The 17,849-nt window shown below is 69.4% G+C and carries 16 protein-coding genes; 7 read left to right on the forward strand and 9 right to left on the reverse strand.

From position 1 onward, the window contains the following. Positions 1 to 25: 25 nt before the first annotated feature. Positions 26 to 469 carry a hypothetical protein gene (locus OHB04_RS14200; RefSeq protein WP_326688045.1) on the reverse strand — a complete coding sequence of 148 codons (444 nt, stop codon included), beginning with the start codon at positions 467 to 469 and terminating at the stop codon, positions 26 to 28. A 72-nt stretch (positions 470 to 541) separates the two neighbouring features. Here OHB04_RS14200 and OHB04_RS14205 point away from each other — a divergent pair, with 72 nt between their 5' ends. Together OHB04_RS14205 and OHB04_RS14210 are read left to right on the forward strand one after the other, a co-directional pair. Beyond that, positions 542 to 1,510: a diacylglycerol/lipid kinase family protein gene (locus tag OHB04_RS14205; RefSeq protein ID WP_326688046.1), complete on the forward strand. Its 969-nt coding sequence runs from the start codon at positions 542 to 544 to the stop codon at positions 1,508 to 1,510. Positions 1,511 to 1,826: 316 nt separating this feature from the next. Further along, positions 1,827 to 2,090 carry a WhiB family transcriptional regulator gene (locus OHB04_RS14210; protein WP_016469673.1) on the forward strand — a complete coding sequence of 88 codons (264 nt, stop codon included), beginning with the start codon at positions 1,827 to 1,829 and terminating at the stop codon, positions 2,088 to 2,090. Positions 2,091 to 2,247: 157 nt separating this feature from the next. Here the strand turns inward: OHB04_RS14210 and OHB04_RS14215 are convergent, their stop codons facing one another. The 8 genes from OHB04_RS14215 to OHB04_RS14250 all read right to left on the reverse strand — a co-directional run bounded on the left by OHB04_RS14215 (position 2,248) and on the right by OHB04_RS14250 (position 11,961). Beyond that, the gene (locus OHB04_RS14215; protein WP_326692733.1) at positions 2,248 to 3,738 is read right to left on the reverse strand and encodes a PAS domain-containing sensor histidine kinase; all 1,491 of its coding nucleotides are present in this window, start codon (positions 3,736 to 3,738) and stop codon (positions 2,248 to 2,250) included. 377 nt (positions 3,739 to 4,115) lie between these two features. Beyond that, the gene (locus OHB04_RS14220) at positions 4,116 to 4,763 is read right to left on the reverse strand and encodes a class II aldolase/adducin family protein (RefSeq protein ID WP_326807555.1); all 648 of its coding nucleotides are present in this window, start codon (positions 4,761 to 4,763) and stop codon (positions 4,116 to 4,118) included. Next, positions 4,760 to 5,776 carry a sugar-binding transcriptional regulator gene (locus OHB04_RS14225; protein ID WP_326688049.1) on the reverse strand — a complete coding sequence of 339 codons (1,017 nt, stop codon included), beginning with the start codon at positions 5,774 to 5,776 and terminating at the stop codon, positions 4,760 to 4,762. The genes OHB04_RS14220 and OHB04_RS14225 overlap by 4 nt, the downstream gene beginning before the upstream one ends. A gap of 64 nt (positions 5,777 to 5,840) precedes the next feature. After that, positions 5,841 to 6,902, reverse strand: coding sequence for an SIS domain-containing protein (locus OHB04_RS14230; protein WP_326688050.1), 1,062 nt, complete (start codon positions 6,900 to 6,902; stop codon positions 5,841 to 5,843). Between the two features lie 150 nt (positions 6,903 to 7,052). Continuing rightward, positions 7,053 to 8,579 carry a glycoside hydrolase family 3 protein gene (locus OHB04_RS14235; protein ID WP_326688051.1) on the reverse strand — a complete coding sequence of 509 codons (1,527 nt, stop codon included), beginning with the start codon at positions 8,577 to 8,579 and terminating at the stop codon, positions 7,053 to 7,055. A 54-nt stretch (positions 8,580 to 8,633) separates the two neighbouring features. Further along, on the reverse strand, positions 8,634 to 9,473 hold the full coding sequence (locus OHB04_RS14240) for a carbohydrate ABC transporter permease (RefSeq protein ID WP_326688052.1): 840 nt from the start codon (positions 9,471 to 9,473) through the stop codon (positions 8,634 to 8,636). Next, on the reverse strand, positions 9,470 to 10,492 hold the full coding sequence (locus tag OHB04_RS14245; protein ID WP_405805500.1) for a carbohydrate ABC transporter permease: 1,023 nt from the start codon (positions 10,490 to 10,492) through the stop codon (positions 9,470 to 9,472). The genes OHB04_RS14240 and OHB04_RS14245 overlap by 4 nt, the downstream gene beginning before the upstream one ends. Positions 10,493 to 10,692: 200 nt before the next feature. Beyond that, on the reverse strand, positions 10,693 to 11,961 hold the full coding sequence (locus OHB04_RS14250) for an extracellular solute-binding protein (protein WP_326807556.1): 1,269 nt from the start codon (positions 11,959 to 11,961) through the stop codon (positions 10,693 to 10,695). Positions 11,962 to 12,288: 327 nt separating this feature from the next. Between OHB04_RS14250 and OHB04_RS14255 the strand changes: the two genes are divergently transcribed. From OHB04_RS14255 to mctP, 5 genes are all read left to right on the forward strand, one after another. Next, positions 12,289 to 13,080 carry a GntR family transcriptional regulator gene (locus OHB04_RS14255; RefSeq protein WP_326692735.1) on the forward strand — a complete coding sequence of 264 codons (792 nt, stop codon included), beginning with the start codon at positions 12,289 to 12,291 and terminating at the stop codon, positions 13,078 to 13,080. Positions 13,081 to 13,389: 309 nt separating this feature from the next. Continuing rightward, positions 13,390 to 15,468, forward strand: a complete 2,079-nt coding sequence (locus OHB04_RS14260; RefSeq protein ID WP_326692736.1) for a carbon starvation CstA family protein — start codon at positions 13,390 to 13,392, stop codon at positions 15,466 to 15,468. Then, positions 15,465 to 15,665: a YbdD/YjiX family protein gene (locus OHB04_RS14265; RefSeq protein WP_326688054.1), complete on the forward strand. Its 201-nt coding sequence runs from the start codon at positions 15,465 to 15,467 to the stop codon at positions 15,663 to 15,665. The genes OHB04_RS14260 and OHB04_RS14265 overlap by 4 nt, the downstream gene beginning before the upstream one ends. Before the next feature lie 158 nt (positions 15,666 to 15,823). Further along, the gene (locus OHB04_RS14270) at positions 15,824 to 16,117 is read left to right on the forward strand and encodes a DUF3311 domain-containing protein (protein WP_326688055.1); all 294 of its coding nucleotides are present in this window, start codon (positions 15,824 to 15,826) and stop codon (positions 16,115 to 16,117) included. Further along, positions 16,114 to 17,796, forward strand: coding sequence for a monocarboxylate uptake permease MctP (gene mctP, locus OHB04_RS14275; protein WP_326688056.1), 1,683 nt, complete (start codon positions 16,114 to 16,116; stop codon positions 17,794 to 17,796). Before OHB04_RS14270 ends, mctP begins: the two co-directional genes overlap by 4 nt. Positions 17,797 to 17,849 lie beyond the last annotated feature (53 nt).

Consider the following 17,849-nt stretch of genomic DNA (forward strand, 5'->3'; position numbering starts at 1 on the left):
TCCCCAGCCGCATGAAGAGCGCAGCTCAGTTCCTCGGGCCGATACCCAGAGCCTGGGTCGCCGTCGGGTTCACCAGGCAGACCAGCACGGCCACGGCCGCGACGGCCGTCGCCACCGCGGCTGCGGTGAGGGCGCCACCGTTCTGGACCATCGTCCAGCTCACCGGCAGGGCGATGAGCTGGACGATCATCGAAGGGCCCCGGCTCCAGCGCCGCCGCAGCCACAGCCCCCGCGCGGCAGCCAACGGCAGCGCGGACAGGGCGAGCACGGTCACGGCGAGCGTGGCCGCCTGCGTCATGTCGTCCGGCTTCCCGGTGACCAGCATCACCAGCGAGACGACCCCGAACCCGGCCACGACCAGCCCCTCCAGACCCGTCAGCACGGCGGCTGCCAGGATCCTGCGCGGCCGGGCGGTCCCCGGGCTCTCCGTATCCGTCACAGTCTCTGTCTCGGTCAGGCTCTCGCTCACACGGGAAGCCTAGCCCTCCCCCGCGAGGCGAGGACTGGGCCGCCGTACCCCGCGGTAGGTACGCTTCACCCCATGCGCGCACTCCTCGTGGTCAACCCGGCAGCCACCACCACCAGCGCGCGGACGCGTGACGTGCTGGCACACGCGCTCGCCAGCGACCTCAAGCTGGAGGTCGCCACCACGGAGTACCGCGGCCACGCCCGCGACCTCGCCCGCCAGGCCGCGCAGAGCGGCAGCGCGGAGCTGGTGATCGCGCTCGGCGGCGACGGCACCGTCAACGAGGTCGTCAACGGGCTGCTGCACGAGGGCCCGGACCCCGAACGCCTGCCGCGCCTGGCGGTCGTGCCCGGCGGCTCCACGAATGTCTTCGCACGCGCCCTGGGCATGCCCAACCACGTGGTGGAGGCGACGGGCGCGCTGCTGGACGCGCTGGAGTCGCGCAGTGAGAGAACTGTCGGCCTGGGGCTGGCCGGCGGTGTTCCGGGAACGGACGACGCCGAAATCCCGCCGCGCTGGTTCACTTTCACAGCAGGGCTGGGATTCGACGCCGGAGTGATCGGCAGGGTCGAGCAACAGCGCGAGCGCGGAAAGCGATCGACGCACTCCCTTTATGTGCGTCAGGTCATGCGGCAGTTCCTGAAGGAACCGCACCGCAGCAAAGGAACGATCACACTGCGCAGGCAGAGTGAGGATCCGATCGAAGACCTGGCGCTGTCGATGGTGTGCAACACCGCGCCGTGGTCGTACCTGGGCAACAAGCCCCTGTACGCGGCCCCCGAGGCATCCTTCGACACCGGCCTTGACGTGCTGGGACTCTCCCGGCTGACCCCCGCGGCCGTCAGCCGTTACGCGACTCAGCTGCTCACTTCGAGCCCCGAACGGGGACCCCGCGGTAAGCACGCGGTTACGCTGCACGACCTCACGGACTTCACCTTGCATTCGCAGGTTCCACTGCCGTTTCAGGTGGATGGTGACCACCTGGGGCTGCGTACGAGCGTGAGCTTCACAGGCGTTCGCCGTGCACTGCGTGTGATTGTGTAAGTCGAAGAGCCTAAAGTCCTTCCACTCGAACGTTTAGACCAGGATCCACCCACTGGAATGACGGCTGTGAGCTAGGCGACACCAAGGATTCAAAAAAAACTTTCCGGAAGGGGTTGTATCCGTCGCCGAGGTTTGCGAGTCTCTTCATGGCGATCGGGACGGCCCACTACTTGGGCCCCCTTGAGAGTCCGAATCCCCTCCTTCTCATCTCAGTGGGACCCGCATCACAGTTGTGTGGCCCCTCTTCACCCGTGAGGGGATTCGTGAAAGCGTTCACATTCACAAGCAATGCCACACACGAGGAGAGGTAGCAGCCATGGACTGGCGTCACCACGCCGTTTGCCGCGAGGAAGACCCCGAGCTGTTCTTCCCCATCGGCAACACTGGTCCTGCGCTGCTGCAGATCGAGGAAGCCAAGGCCGTCTGCCGCCGCTGCCCCGTCATGGAGCAGTGCCTGCAGTGGGCCCTGGAGTCCGGTCAGGACTCCGGTGTCTGGGGTGGCCTCAGCGAGGATGAGCGCCGCGCGATGAAGCGCCGCGCCGCCCGCAACCGGGCGCGGAACAACGCCGCGACCGCCTGAAGCGCCGCCCTGCACCTAGCTGCAACCCCCGAGCCGCAGCGCGCAGAGCCCTCGGAGCGCCTAGCAGCAAGCAGAGCGCCCGCACACACAGAGCGTGAAGCGCTGAGCCCCCGGGTCCGTTCGTCAACGGACCCGGGGGCTCAGTGCTTTTCGTGCGTCAGCGCTTTTCGCGCTTCTCCGTGAGCGGCAGGTCGAACAGCACCCGGGTGCCGCCCTCGGACACCGGCAGCATGTCGAAGCCGCCGCCCAACTCGCCCTCCACGAGCGTGCGTACGATCTGGAGTCCGAGGTTGCCCGCGCTCTTGGGGTCGAACCCCTCCGGCAGGCCACGGCCGTTGTCCTGGACGGTGACCAGCAGCCGGGCTCCGTCGTGGCCCGCGCCGCCCGTGCCGCCGCCGCGTACGGCGTGCACCTCGATGGCGCCCTGCTCCTCCGGTCCGAAGCCGTGCTCGATGGCGTTTTGCAGCACCTCGGTGAGCACCATGGACAGCGGGGTGGCGACCTCGGCGCCCAGGATGCCGAAGCGCCCGGTGCGACGGCCGGCGATCCGGCCGGGTGAGATCTCGGCGACCATGGCCAGGACCCGGTCGGCGATCTCGTCGAAGTCGACGCGCTCGTCCAGGTTCTGGGAGAGGGTCTCGTGCACGATCGCGATCGAGCCGACCCTGCGCACCGCCTCCTCGAGCGCCTCCTTGCCCCGGTCGGAGTCCATCCTGCGGGCCTGGAGGCGCAGCAGCGCCGCCACGGTCTGGAGGTTGTTCTTCACCCGGTGGTGGATCTCCCGGATGGTGGCGTCCTTGGTGATCAGCTCCCGCTCGCGGCGGCGTACTTCGGTGATGTCGCGCAGCAGGATGAGCGAACCGATGCGGGTGCCCTTGGGTTTGAGCGGGATGGCGCGCAACTGGACGACGCAGTCGGTGCCCTCGACCTCGGCGCCGCGCGGGGCCCAGCCGCTGGCGAGCTTGACCAGCGCCTCGTCCACCGGGCCGCGGGAGGGCGCGAGTTCGGCGGTGGCCTGGCCCAGATGCAGGCCCACCAGGTCGGTGGCCAGACCGAGCCGGTGGTAGGCGGACAGGGCGTTGGGGCTGGCGTACTGCACGACGCCGTCCGCGTCGAGGCGGATGAGGCCGTCGCCCACCCGGGGCACGTGGTCCATGTCGACCTGGTGGCCGGGGAAGGGGAAGGTGCCGCCCGCGATCATCTGGGCGAGGTCGGAGGCGCTTTGGAGATAGGTCAGCTCCAGCCGGCTGGGGGTGCGCACGGTCAGCAGGTTGGTGTTGCGCGCGATCACGCCCAGCACCCGGCCCTCGCGGCGCACCGGGATCGACTCGACGCGTACGGGGACCTCCTCGCGCCACTCCGGGTCGCCCTCGCGCACGATCCGGCCCTCGTCCAGCGCCGCGTCCAGCAGCGGGCGGCGGCCCCTGGGCACGAGGTGGCCGACCATGTCGTCCTGGTGCGAGGTGGGGCCGGTGTTGGGCCGCATCTGCGCGACGGAGACATAGCGGGTCCCGTCGAGCGTGGGAACCCACAGGACCAGGTCCGCGAAGGAGAGGTCGGCCAGGAGCTGCCACTCGGACACCAGCAGATGGAGCCATTCCAGCTCGGCGTCCGAGAGCGCGGTGTGCTGGCGTACGAGGTCGTTCATGGAGGGCACCCGGCCGAGGGTACCGGCAGGACGCCGGGGCTCCGGCGGGGGTGGGCGTGGAGGCGCGGGAGAAGTGGGAGAACAGCGGGGGAAGAAGGGGGAACACCGGTGCGAACCGGGGCGTCGACCTGTGCGATTCCATAGACAGAGCGCCGTGGTCTAGTCCACAATCCTCGGGACAGGACTTCTGCCCTCCCCGCACAGGAGGGCAGATCGAGGCCCGTGCCGCTCTCTGCCCTGACAGCGGCGGGCCTTGCAGCTCCGGGCTGCGGTGCCGGGCGGGTTGAGGGTCCCGCCCCGGTGCCGCGGCCCGAAGTGCTTTCCGGGAGCTCTCCGGAGGGCCCGCGCGGCTCAGGCCCGCGGCTCAGGCCCGCGGCTCAGGCGTGCTGGATCGCGTCGTCGGGGGACACGGGGAACGTGGTCGTCCTGTCGCCGAGGGTGAGCGCACGGTAGGTCGCCGTCGCCGCCTCCTCCAGGTTCATGGCGCGGCGGAAGGCCATGCCGACGTCCTCGCCGAGCGCGGAGCAGCCGTGGTTGCCGAGGATCACGCAGTTGTGGGCCTTGGCCTGTTCGGCTGCGGTGTCGGCCAGCTCGTCGGAGCCGTTGGGGTGGAAGTCGGTGCGGCCGACGGAGCGGACATAGACGGCGTGGTCCAGGGTGAGCAGGCGGATCTCGTAGCCGAGGGCGTCCACGAGCACGGCGTGCTGCGGGTGTATGTGGACGATCGCGTTCGTGTCCTCGCGCACGCGGTAGGTGCGCTGGTGCAGCTTCCACTCGCTGGATGGCCGCGGGTTGTCGGCCGGGGTGCCGGCGACGACCTCGCCCTGGAGGTTCATCGTGCTGAAGTCCTCGGGGACGAGCCGGTCGAGCCAGGTGCCCGAGGCCGTGACGACGAACTCGTCGGAGCCGGGGAGCCGGGCCGACAGGTTGCCGCCGCTGGCGAGGACGAAGCCCTGCCGTACGGCTGTGCTGCCGACGTCGATGAGCTGCTCGATCAGGCCCTCGACGGTGGTCGCCTTCTTCATGATGCTGTCGCTTTCTGCTCGTGCCGCGCGGGCTGCGCGCTCTGCTTGCCGCTCGGTTTCTTGAGGAGCGCCTTCGCGGTGGTGACGTCGGTGACGGCCATGTTCATCAGCCCGGAGCCGAGTGCGGTGCGCAGCGCCTCGACCTTGTGGGCGCCGAAGGAGACGGCAACGCGGCGCGGGATGGCCGACAGCTCACCGAGTGTGAGCCCGACGACGCGCTCGTCGACGTCGCCGGTGACGGGGGTGCCGTCGCCGGCGAAGAACCGCCCCGAGATGTCGCCCACGGCCCCGGCCTCGTCCAGCTCGGCCTGCTCGCGCTCGCTGAGCCGTTCGATCAGCAGCCCCGACCCGCGGTCCATGCCGCCGACGCCCGCGACGAGCAGGTCGGCACCGCTCGCCAGCCGCAGCGTCTCGCGCACGCCGGGGTCGGCGCGCAGCGCGCGGCCCATCCGGGGGGACGAGGCGAGGACGGGCGCGGGCAGGTGGTAGGTCTCGGCCTGGAAGAACGTGCCGAGTCCGATGACGAGTTCGTGCGGGCTGATGCCCCGGGAGAGCCCGCCCCAGCTACCCGCGAGCGGGACGAGGCCCAGCCCGGGAACGGGTTCGGGGCGCACATGGGGAATGACCGCCGCGACGGTGGAGGAGAGGCCGACGGCGACCGTACGGGCCGAGGGGATGAGCGCGGCCAGGCACTCGGAGCCCGCCATGCCCACGGCGTCGTACGTACGGTCGGCGTCGGAGAAGCTGGGCGCGACCCACGCCTGGCTGAGTCCGAACTCGGCCGTGAGCGCGGCCTCCAGCTCGCCGAAGGGGGCCTGTGGGCTGTGGATGCGGATCTCCACGATCCCGGAGCGGCGGGCCTCGGCCAGCAGGCGGGTGACCTTCACCCGGGAGAGGCCCAGCAGCTCGCCGATCTCGTGGTGGGTCATGCCGTGCTGGTAGTGCAGCCGGGCCACCCGTCCCTGTAGTTCCTTGGCCTCCACGCGTGAACTTCCGTTCCCCTGTGCGAGCATCGGTTCACCATGATGCCTCGCGGGGTGCCGGGCGACAACGTCGGGGCCGGGCGCCTCGCGGCGCCTAGCGGGTCTCGGTGACCTTGGCGAGTGAGCGCGGCGCGTCCGGGTCCTGGCCGCGCGCGATCGTGACCTCGTACGCCAGCATCTGGAGCGGGAGGATCTCCACGATCGGCTGAAGCTCCTCGGGCAGGCCTTCGGTCGGCAGCGCGAATCCGGCCGAGGCGCGGTCCACCTCGTCCTGCTTGCCGATCACGACGAGGTCGGCGCCCCGGTCGCGCAGCCGGTCCAGCACGGGCTGGAGAGCCTCGCCGCCCTTGCCTTCGGCGACCACGGCGATGACGGGCGAGATGTTGTCGACCATGGCCAGCGGACCGTGCAGCAGGTCGGCCCCCGAGTAGGACAGGGCGGGGATGTAGCTGGTCTCCATCAGCTTGAGCGCGGCTTCCTTGGCGGTCGGGTAGCCGTAGCCGCGCGAGGTCAGCACCATGCGCTCGGCGAAGCGGTAGCGGGCTGCCAGCGCCTTGACCTCGTCCCTGCGGGCCAGCACGGACTCGGCGAGGTCCGGCAGCGCCTTGGCCGTCTCGGTGCCTTCCCCACCGCGCAGGCCCTCGACGAAGAGGTAGAGCGCGAGCAGCTCCGCCGTGTACGTCTTGGTGGCGGGCAGCGCCTTTTCGGGGCCCGCGAGGACGTCGATGTGGAACTCGCTGACCTTCGCCAGCGGGGAGTCCGCGTTGTTGGTGACCGCCAGCGTGATCGCGCCCGCCTCGCGGGCCGCCTCGGTGGAGGCCACCAGGTCGGGACTGCCGCCGGACTGGCTGATGGTGATGACCAGGCAGTCGGTCAGATCCGGCTGCGCGCCGTACGCCGTGGTCGTCGACATGGAGGTCAGCCCGCAGGGCTTGCCCAGCTGGATCTCCAGCAGGTACTTCGCGTAGAGCGCGGCGTTGTCGGAGGTACCGCGGGCGGTCAGCAGCACGAAGCGGGGGTTCTTGGCAGCGATCCGCTCAGCTACCTCGCGGATGGCCCCGGCGCCCTCGTCCAGGATGCGGCGCAGCACGGCCGGCTGCTCGGCCATCTCGCCGGACATGATGGTGCCCGGCGTGGACGGAGCGTTCGAGGACATGCGGGGTGCCTCCCAGGGGGGTCGTGCGGTGGTGTGCGGTCGCGCTTCGATCCTACGGTGCGGTGCTACAGCCCGATTTGCCCCTGCCCCTCCCCCAGCCTTCGGCTGGGGGAGCTCGAGGACGAGCGCCCCGGCGCGATGCGTGATCGGTCACCCTCCAGCGATCACCTCAGCCGCGGCTCGGCCGCACACCCGCGCCGCGCCATGTGTCGCGACGTGGAGCGCGCCGCGGGGCGGGGCCTGGGGGACGCCCATCTCGACGACCACCGTGTCGGCGCGCGCGGCCACCAGCTTGTCGACCGCCGCCGCCATCCAGGGGTGACGGTGCAGGTCACGGACGACGGCGACCACAGGCCGCTCCCCCGCGGCAGCGAGAATCGCCGCGCCCGCGTCGTCGTCGGTGCTCCCGTACGTCGCCGTACGGGTCCCCGGAACCATCCGTTCCAGCTCGGCCGCAGGGCCCCACGGCGTCTCGTCGCCGACGGCGATGTTGGCCAGCGGCGTCAGCGCCGCGACGAACAGCGGGCCCGTCGGGCGGGTGTAGCCCTCCAGCCCCGTGATCACCAGGGCGCGGCGGGCCGCCGCCACGCCGATACCGGGGTCGGAGCGGAGCGCGGGGCCGGTCGGACCCCCCGTCTCGGACCGCCTCGCGCTCCGCGTCCATTCGGCCAGCGCGCGGACCCGCGCCGCCGCGTCGGCCAGCCGCTCCTCCGTCAGCTCTCCGTCGCGGACGGCCGTCACCAGCGCGTCGCGCAGCCGCAGCACGGTGTCCTCGCCGGCCAGTCCGCCGCCCACACAGATCGCGTCGGCCCCGGCGGCCAGAGCCAGGACGCTGCCGCGCTCCAGGCCCCAGTTGGCGGAGATCGCCTGCATCTCCATGCCGTCGGTGACGATCAGCCCCTGGTGGCCGAGGCCTCCCTCGCTCTCGGGGGCGCGCAGCAGCCCGGTGAGCGCGGCGGGGCTGAGGGTTCCGGGGCGGGCCTCGTCCAGCGCCGGCAGCAGGATGTGGGCGCTCATCACACACTTGCTGCCCGCCCGCACGGCGGCCTTGAAGGGCACCAGTTCGCGGGACCTGAGCGTCGCCAGGTCGGCGTCGATGCGCGGCACCGCGTGGTGGGAGTCGACGGCGGTGTCGCCGTGCCCGGGGAAGTGCTTGACGCAGGCGGCGACCCCGGCGGCCTGGAGCCCTTCCACATAGGCGACGGTGTGGCGGGCGACCAGCTCGGGGTCGCCGCCGAAGGAACGCACGCCGATGACGGGGTTGTCCGGGTTGGAGTTGACGTCGGCGGAGGGCGCCCAGTTGAGGTTGACGCCCGCTGCCGCCAGCCTGCGGCCCAGTTCGTGGGCGACGGCCCGGGTGAGGCCGGGGTCGTCGATGTGGCCGAGGGCCAGGTTGCCGGGGAAGGAGGAGCCGGACCGCGCCTCCAGCCGGGTGACGTCGCCGCCCTCCTCGTCGATGGCGACCAGCACGTCGGGGCGCACCTCGCGCAGCTGCTCGGTCAAGATGGTGAGCTGTTCGGGCGAGTCGATGTTGCGCCCGAACAGGCCGACGGAAGCGAGCCCTTCGTCGAGCCGGCGCAGCAGCCATGCGGGCGCCGAGGTTCCGGTGAAGCCGGGCTGGAGCACGGCCAGGGCGTCGCGGGTGAGGGTGTCGGAGTCTCGTACTGATGTGGTCATTCGGCGCGGTGTCCCTTCACTTCACTGGTGTGGCGTCACGGCGGCGAGCGGCCCCTATCCCTTCACCGCACCGGAGGTGAGGCCGCCCACTGCCTTCCGCTGGAGGTAGATGAAGAGCAACAGGATCGGGATGGCGAAGAGCGAGGCGGCTGCCATCGTGGCACCCCAGTCGTCGCCGAACGCGGTCTGGAACGTCGACAGCCACAGGGGCAGTGTCTGCGCTTCCGCGTCCTTGTTGAGGATGAGGACCATCGGGAACTCGTTCCAGGCCGTGATGAAGCCGAAGAGCGAGGTCGCCATCAGGCCCGGGGCCAGCAGCGGGAAGATGACCTTGAGGAACGCCTGGGTGCGGGTGCACCCGTCGACCATCGCGGACTCCTCCAGGTCCTTGGGGACGGCCGCGACGTAGCTGCGCAGGGTGAGCACCGTCAGCGGGAGCACCATAACGGTGTAGAAGAGCGTGAGCGGGACGAGGCTGTTCAGCATGTCCGCGTCGCGCACGATCATGTAGATCGCGATGACCATGACCTCCCAGGGGGCCATCTGGGCGATCATGAAGGTCAGGATGATGCCCTTGCGCCCCTTGAACCGCATCCGCGCGATGGCGAACGAGGCGAAGAGGGCGAGCAGGAGCGAGATTCCCACGGCGAGGACGGTGACGGTGACCGAGTTGCGCACCAGCGTCCAGAAGTTGTCCGCGTTCACCGCCGTCTTGAAGTGCTCGAAGGTGGGCGAGGTGGGGAACCAGACGGGGTCCTCGCTGAGGATCTCCCCGCTGGGCTTGAACGCCGTGTTGAACATCCAGTACACGGGGAAGACGAGCACCACGAACAGCACCAGGGCTGTGGCGTTGGGCCAGATCCGGCCGGTGAGAGACTTTCGCGAGCGGCTCATCGCAGCCCTCCAGCGGCGGTGTGGGTCTCAAGTTCCCCCGCCTCGTCGTCGTCTTCCTGCCGCAGCGCCATGCGCAGGTAGTACGACATCAGCGCGAGCAGGATGAGGATGGTGAGCACCGAGATCGCCGCGCCGGCGCCGTAGTGCTGGTTGCCGACGCCCTCGACGAAGGCGTAGACGGGCAGGGTCTCGGTCAGCCGGTCGGGGCCGCCCTGGTTGACGGCGAAGACCTGCGGGAACGCCTTGAAGATCCAGATGACTTCGAGGAACGTCGCGACCATCAAGAAGGGCTTCAGAAAGGGGAACGTCACGTTCTTGAAGCTCTTCCAGGCCCCCGCGCCATCCAGCGACGCCGCCTCGTACAGCTCCCGCGAGATGGTCGTCGTCGCGGCGTAGAGGTTGATGGCGACGAACGGCACGGACATCCACACGATCAGCAGGGAGATCACGAAGAACGTGGACAGCTGGGTGCCGGTCCAGTTGTAGTCCGCCATGGAGCTGAACCCGATCTTGGCGAGCACCCAGTTGACGACGCCGAACCGCTGCGCGAACAGCCACTGGTAGACGGTGGTCGCCGCGATGGGGGGCATGGCCCAGGCGAGTACCAGCCCGCTGGAGAGCAGCAGCCGCATCTTCGTCCCGAGCCGGGCGAGCAGCAGACCGATCAGGATGCCGGCCACCATGATCAGTACGACGTTGACCGCCGTGAAGATCACCGATCGCAGCGTGACCCGCCAGAAGGTCTCGCTGGTGAGCGTGTCGGTGTAGTTGCTGGGCCCGGTCCACTCGGTGACGCGCTGGATCAGCTGCGTCATGTTGAGGTTCTGGAACGACAGCATGCCGTTCATCACCAGCGGATAGCCGAGGAAGACGACGGTGAGCGCGAGCGCGGGAAGCAGCAACAGGTAGGGCATACCGCCCTTCACCCTGCTCCGGCCGCCCTCGGGTGCCGCGGCAACCGCCGCGGGCCTGACCGGCACCTTCTCACCCGGCGGTGCCTCACCGGTCTGCACAGACATCGTGGCTCCAGCTCCAAGTCGTTCAGGTTGCGGCAGGCGTTCCGCGAGGCGTGGGGCACCTCCCGGCCGGAGACTGGGGGAGGGGGCCCAACCGGCCCGCAGACGCCCGCCGACAGAGTCGGGTCCCACAGGAGGCGTGGCCCCGGGAGGGGGCACAAGAAGTGCTCCCTCCCGTTGTCAGCGGCAAAGCCGGCGCGGCGTCACTGCTTCTGGGACAGCCTCTTGTTCAGCTCGCCCTCGACACCCTTGGCAGCCGCTCCGTGCGACTTCCCCTTGAGCACGGACGTCATATAGGTCTTGATCGGGTTGGGCGGGTTCTCCACCCCGGCCCACTCGGGGATGAGCGGGGTCAGTCCGCCGTCGGCGACGGCCGGGGCAGCGGCCTCGGCCGCGGGATTGCCCTTGAGCCGGCCTTGGAGGGCGTCCTTGTTCGGGATGACGCCACCCTCCTTGGCGAGGGCGCCCTCGAACTTGTCGGACATCGCGATCTTCAGGAACTCCTTGGCCAGTTCCTGCTTCTCGCTGCCCGCGGCGATCGCCAGGTTGGAGCCGCCGAGGAAGACGCCCTCGGGCTTGCCCGCGGTCTCACCCGGAATGGTGAAGTAGCCGATGTCCTTCTCGATCTTCTTGTTGTTCTCGATCGCGGTGGCCGCCTCCCAGCTCAGGCCGATGAAGGCGCCGGTCTTGCCCTTGGCGAAGACCTCGGCCTGCTGCGGGGTGGCCTCGTCCTTGTCCTTGGGGGCCTGGGAGTAGGAGGCGTACTTCTTGTAGGTCTCCATCGCCTTGCCGACCTTGAGGTCGGAGAGGTTGGAGACCCACTTGCCGCCCTTCTTCTTCACCAGGTCGGCGTCGCCTGCGATAAGGAGGCCGTCGAAGAAGTACCAGTTCTGGCCGGGCATGTAGATCGGCTCGGCGTCGGTCTTCTTCTCGATCCGGTCGAGCGCGTCGAAGAACTCGTCGCGGGTCTTGGGGGTGCCCTTGATGCCCGCGTCGGCCCAGATCTTCTTGTTGTAGATGACCGTACGGTTGACGGCGAACCAGGGGGCGGCGTACTGCTTTCCGTCGTAGACCGCCGACTTGTTGATGGAGGGGGTCCAGTCCGCGCCGACCCCCTTCTTCAGGTCACTGAGGTCGGCGAGTCCGCCGGTCTTGGCGTAGGCGGGGGTCTGGGTGTTGCCGACCTCGATCACGTCGGGCGGGTCGGACTCGGACAGGGCGGTGGTGATCTTCTGCTGGATGCCGTTCCACTGCTGGACCTCAAGCTTGAGCTTGGCTCCGGTCTTCTTCTCGAAGGCGGCGCGTACGTCCTTCTCCCACTGCTTGGGCGTCGAGCCGTCCATCGCCCAGAGCGTGAGGGTCTGACCCTTGAAGCTGTCGGGCCCGGACTTGTCGCCGTCGTCGGACCCACAGGCCGCGACGTTCACCACCAACGCCGCGACACCGGCCGCGGCTATGAGTCCACGTTTCACAGCATCCTCCCCTGCCCACTGGATGTGGTCCTGCCTGCGTATTTCCGGAGGGCGTCCCCCCGGTCCTCCAGCCGGATCCCCGAGCCGCGCGGCGAACCCGTCGAAGACTCAGCAAGCGCATCCGAATGATGGTTTAGACCAATGCGCAGAGCTTGGCCTAGACCTTTAGGGGTGTCAACGGTGTATAAAGCTCGCTGTCGGTTCCGTTATCGGAACGACATCTGAGCTGGGGCGCCCGACCGGGCCGGGCCCGTGCCACGATGTGAGCCGCTATACAGACGGAGGAAGCCGGTGACGGCAGCACGACACGAGTCGGGAAGGCGGGCCATGGGCACGGAAGGGGGCGGCGGCACGCCGGCCGCCGCGGAGACCGGGTCCGCCGCGGGCAACGGGTCGGCGGCCCGCACCGCCCGCGTGCCCAAGTACTACCGTCTGAAGCGGCACTTGCTGGAGATGACCGAGACGCTGCCGCCCGGCACGCCGGTGCCCCCCGAGCGCACCCTGGCCAGCGAGTTCGACACCTCGCGCACCACCGTGCGCCAGGCCCTCCAGGAGCTGGTCGTCGAGGGGCGCCTGGAGCGCATCCAGGGCAAGGGCACCTTTGTGGCGAAGCCCAAGGTCTCCCAGGCGCTGCAACTCACCTCGTACACCGAGGACATGCGCGCCCAGGGCCTGGAGCCCACCTCGCAGCTCCTGGACATCGGCTACGTCACCGCCGACGACCGGCTCGCGGCGCTGCTGGACATCCCCGCGGGCGGGCGCGTGCTGCGCATCGAGCGGCTGCGGCTGGCCAGCGGTGAACCGATGGCCATAGAGACCACCCATCTGTCCCAGAAGCGCTTCCCCGCGCTGCGCCGCAGCCTGGTGAAGTACTCCTCCCTCTACACGGCACTGGCCGAGGTGTACGACATCCACCTCGCCGAGGCCGAGGAGACCATCGAGACCTCGCTGGCCACCCCGCGCGAGGCCGGGCTGCTGGGCACGGATGTGGGGCTGCCGATGCTGATGCTCTCCCGGCACTCGCGCGACAGCGACGGCGAGCCGGTGGAGTGGGTGCGCTCGGTCTATCGCGGCGACCGCTACAAGTTCGTGGCCAACCTCCAGCGCCCGGTGCGGTGACCGGGCCCGCGGGCGGGGCAGTGAGCGAGCGGCGACCGGGGCAGTGAGCGGGCCCGCGGGCGGGGCAGTGAGCGGGCCGGCGGAAAATAGATCGGTGCACGTCCAAATCACCTGTACCGCGGTGTAGCCGCGGATCACGTGGCTGTTCTACGGTCCTAGCCGTTGGGCTGTGCTCACCATCACCCGTGGTGGGCGGGTGGGGTCGAGGAGGACACGCGCGTGCGCACTGGCGAACAGACCAGGAAGCTCAATCCACGTTCCATCGCCGTCTGGGCTGCCGTCGCGCTCGTCGGCGCCGTCGGCTGGGGCATGCTCGCGCTGGCGCGCGGGGAGGAGATCTCGGCGGCCTGGATGGTCGCCGCCGCGCTCGGCTCCTACGCCATCGGATACCGCTTCTACTCGCGCTTCATCGTCACCCGCGTCCTGCGCGTCGACAAGTCGCGGGCCACACCCGCCGAGCGGCTCAACAACGGGATCGACTTCCACCCCACCGACCGGCGGGTGCTGCTCGGCCACCACTTCGCCGCGATCGCGGGCGCCGGGCCGCTGGTCGGGCCCGTCCTCGCCGCGCAGATGGGATATCTGCCGGGCACCATCTGGATCGTCGTCGGCGTGATCTTCGCGGGCGCCGTGCAGGACATGGTGACCCTCTTCTTCTCGATGCGGCGGGACGGCAAGTCGCTGGGGCAGATGGCGCGCGAGGAGATCGGCCCGGTCGGCGGGGCCGCCGCGCTGCTCGCCGTCTTCGCGATCATGATCATCCTGCTCGCCGTGCTGGCGCTGGTCATCGTCAACGCGCTGGCCGAGTCGCCCTGGGGCACGTTCTCGATCGGCATGACCATTCCGATCGCCCTGTTCATGGGCTTCTACCTGCGGGTGCTGCGGCCCGGACGGGTCACCGAGGTCTCCCTCATCGGTGTCGCGCTGCTGCTGCTCGCGCTGGTGTCCGGGCGGTGGGTCGCCGAGTCGTCCTGGGCGGACACCTTCACGCTGGAGCCCAGCACGCTGGTCATCTGGATCGTGGCCTACAGCTTCGTCGCCTCCATCCTGCCGGTGTGGATGCTGCTGGCGCCGCGCGACTATCTGTCGACGTTCATGAAGATCGGCACCATCGGCCTGCTGGCCGTCGGCGTCATCGTCACGCTGCCCACCCTCAAGATGGAGGGCATCACCGACTTCGCCGGCGTCGGGAACGGGCCCGTGTTCGCCGGCTCGCTCTTCCCGTTCGTCTTCATCACCATCGCCTGCGGCGCCCTGTCCGGCTTCCACGCGCTGATCTCCTCGGGCACCACCCCGAAGATGATCCAGAAGGAGACGCAGGTCCGGATGATCGGCTACGGCTCCATGCTGATGGAGTCGTTCGTCGCGATCATGGCGATGGTCGCCGCCTGCATCATCGACCCCGGGCTCTACTTCGCGATGAACGCCCCGGCCGGTGTCATCGGCGACAACGTGCAGGCCGCCTCCGAGGCCGTGAAGGGCTTCGGTTACACCATTTCCCCGGACCAGTTGGCGGCGGCGGCCAAGGCCGTGGAGGAGCAGTCCCTGCTCTCGCGTACGGGCGGTGCCCCGACCCTGGCCATCGGCGTCTCGGAGATCTTCTCCAAGGTCGTGGGCGGCGGCGGCATGAAGGCGTTCTGGTATCACTTCGCCATCATGTTCGAGGCGCTGTTCATCCTGACGGCGCTCGACGCCGGTACCCGCGTGGGCCGCTTCATGCTCCAGGACATGCTGGGCAACGTCTACAAGCCGTTCCGGCGGGTCAGCTGGTGGCCGGGGCTGCTGGTCTCCAGTGCGGTGGTCGTGGCGCTGTGGGGCTACTTCCTGTGGGTCGGCGTGCACGAGCCCCTCGGCGGGATCAACCAGCTCTTCCCGCTCTTCGGCATCGCCAACCAGCTCCTGGCGGCCGTCGCGCTGGCGGTCTGTACGACGCTGCTGGTCAAGTCCGGGCGGCTCAAGTGGGCCTGGGTGACGGCCGTTCCGCTGGTGTGGGACGCGGTGGTCACGCTGACGGCGAGCTGGCAGAAGGTCTTCTCCAGCGACCCGAAGGTGGGCTTCTTCCAGCAGCGCTCCAATTACCAGGACGCCATCGACCAGGGCAAGATCCTCCCGCCCGCCAAGACGATGGACGACATGCACACCGTCGTCACCAACTCCACGGTGGACGGCGTGCTCTCCGCGCTCTTCGCCGTGCTGGTGATCGTCGTCCTGGCGGACTCCGCCCGCACCTGCCTGCGCGCGATCCGCGACCCGGAGAGCGCGAAGCTGACGGAGGCGCCGTACGTGGAGTCGAAGCTGATCGCTCCGGCGGGGCTGGTGGCCACGAAGGAGGAGAAGGCCGAGCAGGCCGCCGGCGCCGGGAGCGCCGGGGAGGGGGCCGCGCGGTGAACGGGGTGCTGCGGGCCGGGCGCTGGGTGCGCTGGTACGTGCGCGAGCTGACGGACGAGAGCGCCTACGACCGCTACGTCGCCCATGTCCGGCAGCACCAGGGGCCGGACGCCGCCGTGCCCAGCAGGAGAGAGTTCGAGCGGCGCCGCACGGACGCACGGGAGGCCGATCCGCGCGAGGGCTTCCGCTGCTGCTGAGGCGTGGGGTCTACCGCTGCCGCTGAGGGACGCCGTCTGGGTGCTGAGCAACGCCCCCGAAAACTGTCCGCTATACGGACAACCGGTGACGGAGAGCGAATCCCTCACCTAGGTTTCATGCGCATTACATGAAGCCTGAGCGAGGGACGGAGCCCAGCATGTCCGCACCACCCCCAACAGCCGGGAGAAAACACCCGGTTGTGACCCCCGCGCGCACAGTGGCGGGACTCTGCCTCCTCGCGCCTTTCGCCGGAATTCTGTGGGTGGATTCCTATGCCCGCGTCGAGCCGACCCTGATAGGAATCCCGTTCTTCTACTGGTACCAGATGCTCTGGGTGCTGATCTCGGCCCTGCTCACCGTCGTCGCGTACCGGATCGTGCGCCGCGAGCAGGCCGCAGCGCCGGTTCAGGCGGAATCGCCGCGTACCCCCGAAAGCGGTGAGGAGCGGTGAACGGCGGCGTGAACGGCGTCGCACTCGCCGTCTTCATCTTCTTCTTCGTGGCCGTCACGGTCATGGGATTCCTCGCCGCGCGCTGGCGCAAGGCCGAGAACGAGCACAGCCTGGACGAATGGGGCCTCGGCGGCAGGAGTTTCGGCACCTGGATCACCTGGTTCCTGCTGGGCGGCGACCTGTATACGGCCTACACCTTCGTCGCCGTACCCGCCGCCATCTACGCGGCGGGCGCCTCGGGATTCTTCGCCGTCCCGTACACGATTCTCGTCTATCCCCTCATCTTCACCTTCCTGCCGCGCCTGTGGTCCGTCTCGCACCGCCACGGATACGTCACGACCTCGGACTTCGTCCGCGGCAGGTTCGGCTCCAAGGGCCTCTCACTGGCCGTGGCGCTCACCGGAATCCTGGCGACGATGCCGTACATCGCCCTCCAACTGGTGGGAATCCAGGCGGTACTGGACGTCATGGGCGTGGGCGGCTCCGAGTCCACCCACTGGTTCATCAAGGACCTGCCGCTGCTCATCGCCTTCGGCGTGCTTGCCGCCTACACCTACTCCTCCGGGCTGCGCGCTCCCGCGCTGATCGCGTTCGTCAAGGACGGGCTGATCTACCTCGTCATCGCGGTCGCCATCATCTACATCCCCATCAAGCTCGGCGGATTCCACGAGATCTTCGAGCGGGCGGGGCACGCCTTCGCCGAGAAGAACCCCGCGACCGGAAAACCACGCGGTGAACTCGCCAGCGGCGAGAACGCCCAGTGGGCCTACGCCACCCTCGCCTTCGGCTCCGCGCTCGCGCTCTTCATGTATCCGCACTCGATCACGGCCACGCTCTCCAGCAAGAACCGCAACGTGATCCGCAGGAACACCACGATCCTGCCGCTGTACTCGCTGATGCTGGGATTCCTCGCACTGCTCGGCTTCATGGCGATCGCCGCGGGAATCAAGGTCGAAAACAACCAGCTCGCCATTCCGCAGCTCTTCGAGACGATGTTCCCCGACTGGTTCACCGGAGTCGCCTTCGCCGCCATCGGCATCGGCGCCCTGGTGCCCGCCGCGATCATGTCGATCGCGGCGGCGAACCTGTTCACGCGCAACATCTACAAGGACTTCATCCGGCCCGACGCCACCCCCGCGCAGGAGACGAAGGTCTCCAAGCTGGTGTCGCTGCTGGTGAAGGTCGGCGCGCTCGTCTTCGTCCTCGGCATGGACAAGACCGTCGCCATCAACTTCCAGCTCCTGGGCGGCATCTGGATCCTCCAGACCTTCCCCGCGCTGGTGGGCGGCCTGTTCACCCGCTGGTTCCACCGGTGGGCGCTGCTGGCGGGCTGGGCCGTGGGCATGGTCTACGGCACCGTCGCCGCGTACGGCGTCGCCAGCCCGACCCAGAAGCACTTCGGCGGCAGCAACGCGCTGATCCCCGGCATCAAGGAGATCGGCTACATCGGAGTGACCGCGTTCGTGCTGAACGTCCTGGTCACCGTCGTCCTGACGGTGGCGCTCCGCGCCGTGGGGGCGCCGGACGGTGTGGACGAGACCCGGCCCGAGGACTACACGGCGGACGCGCCCGACCAGCGCCCCGCAGGCCCGGTACACGCCGAGGCGCCTTCGGCAGCCGGAGCCGCCCCGTCCGGTCCGGCGTCCTCCACCGCTCCCGCGGCCACCGGGGCCGACTGACCGTCCACCGGGCACGCGATATCCATGGCGGCCATCGTGCGCGGCGGCGCATG

Source organism: Streptomyces sp. NBC_01775, from assembly GCF_035917675.1.
GTDB lineage: Bacteria > Actinomycetota > Actinomycetes > Streptomycetales > Streptomycetaceae > Streptomyces.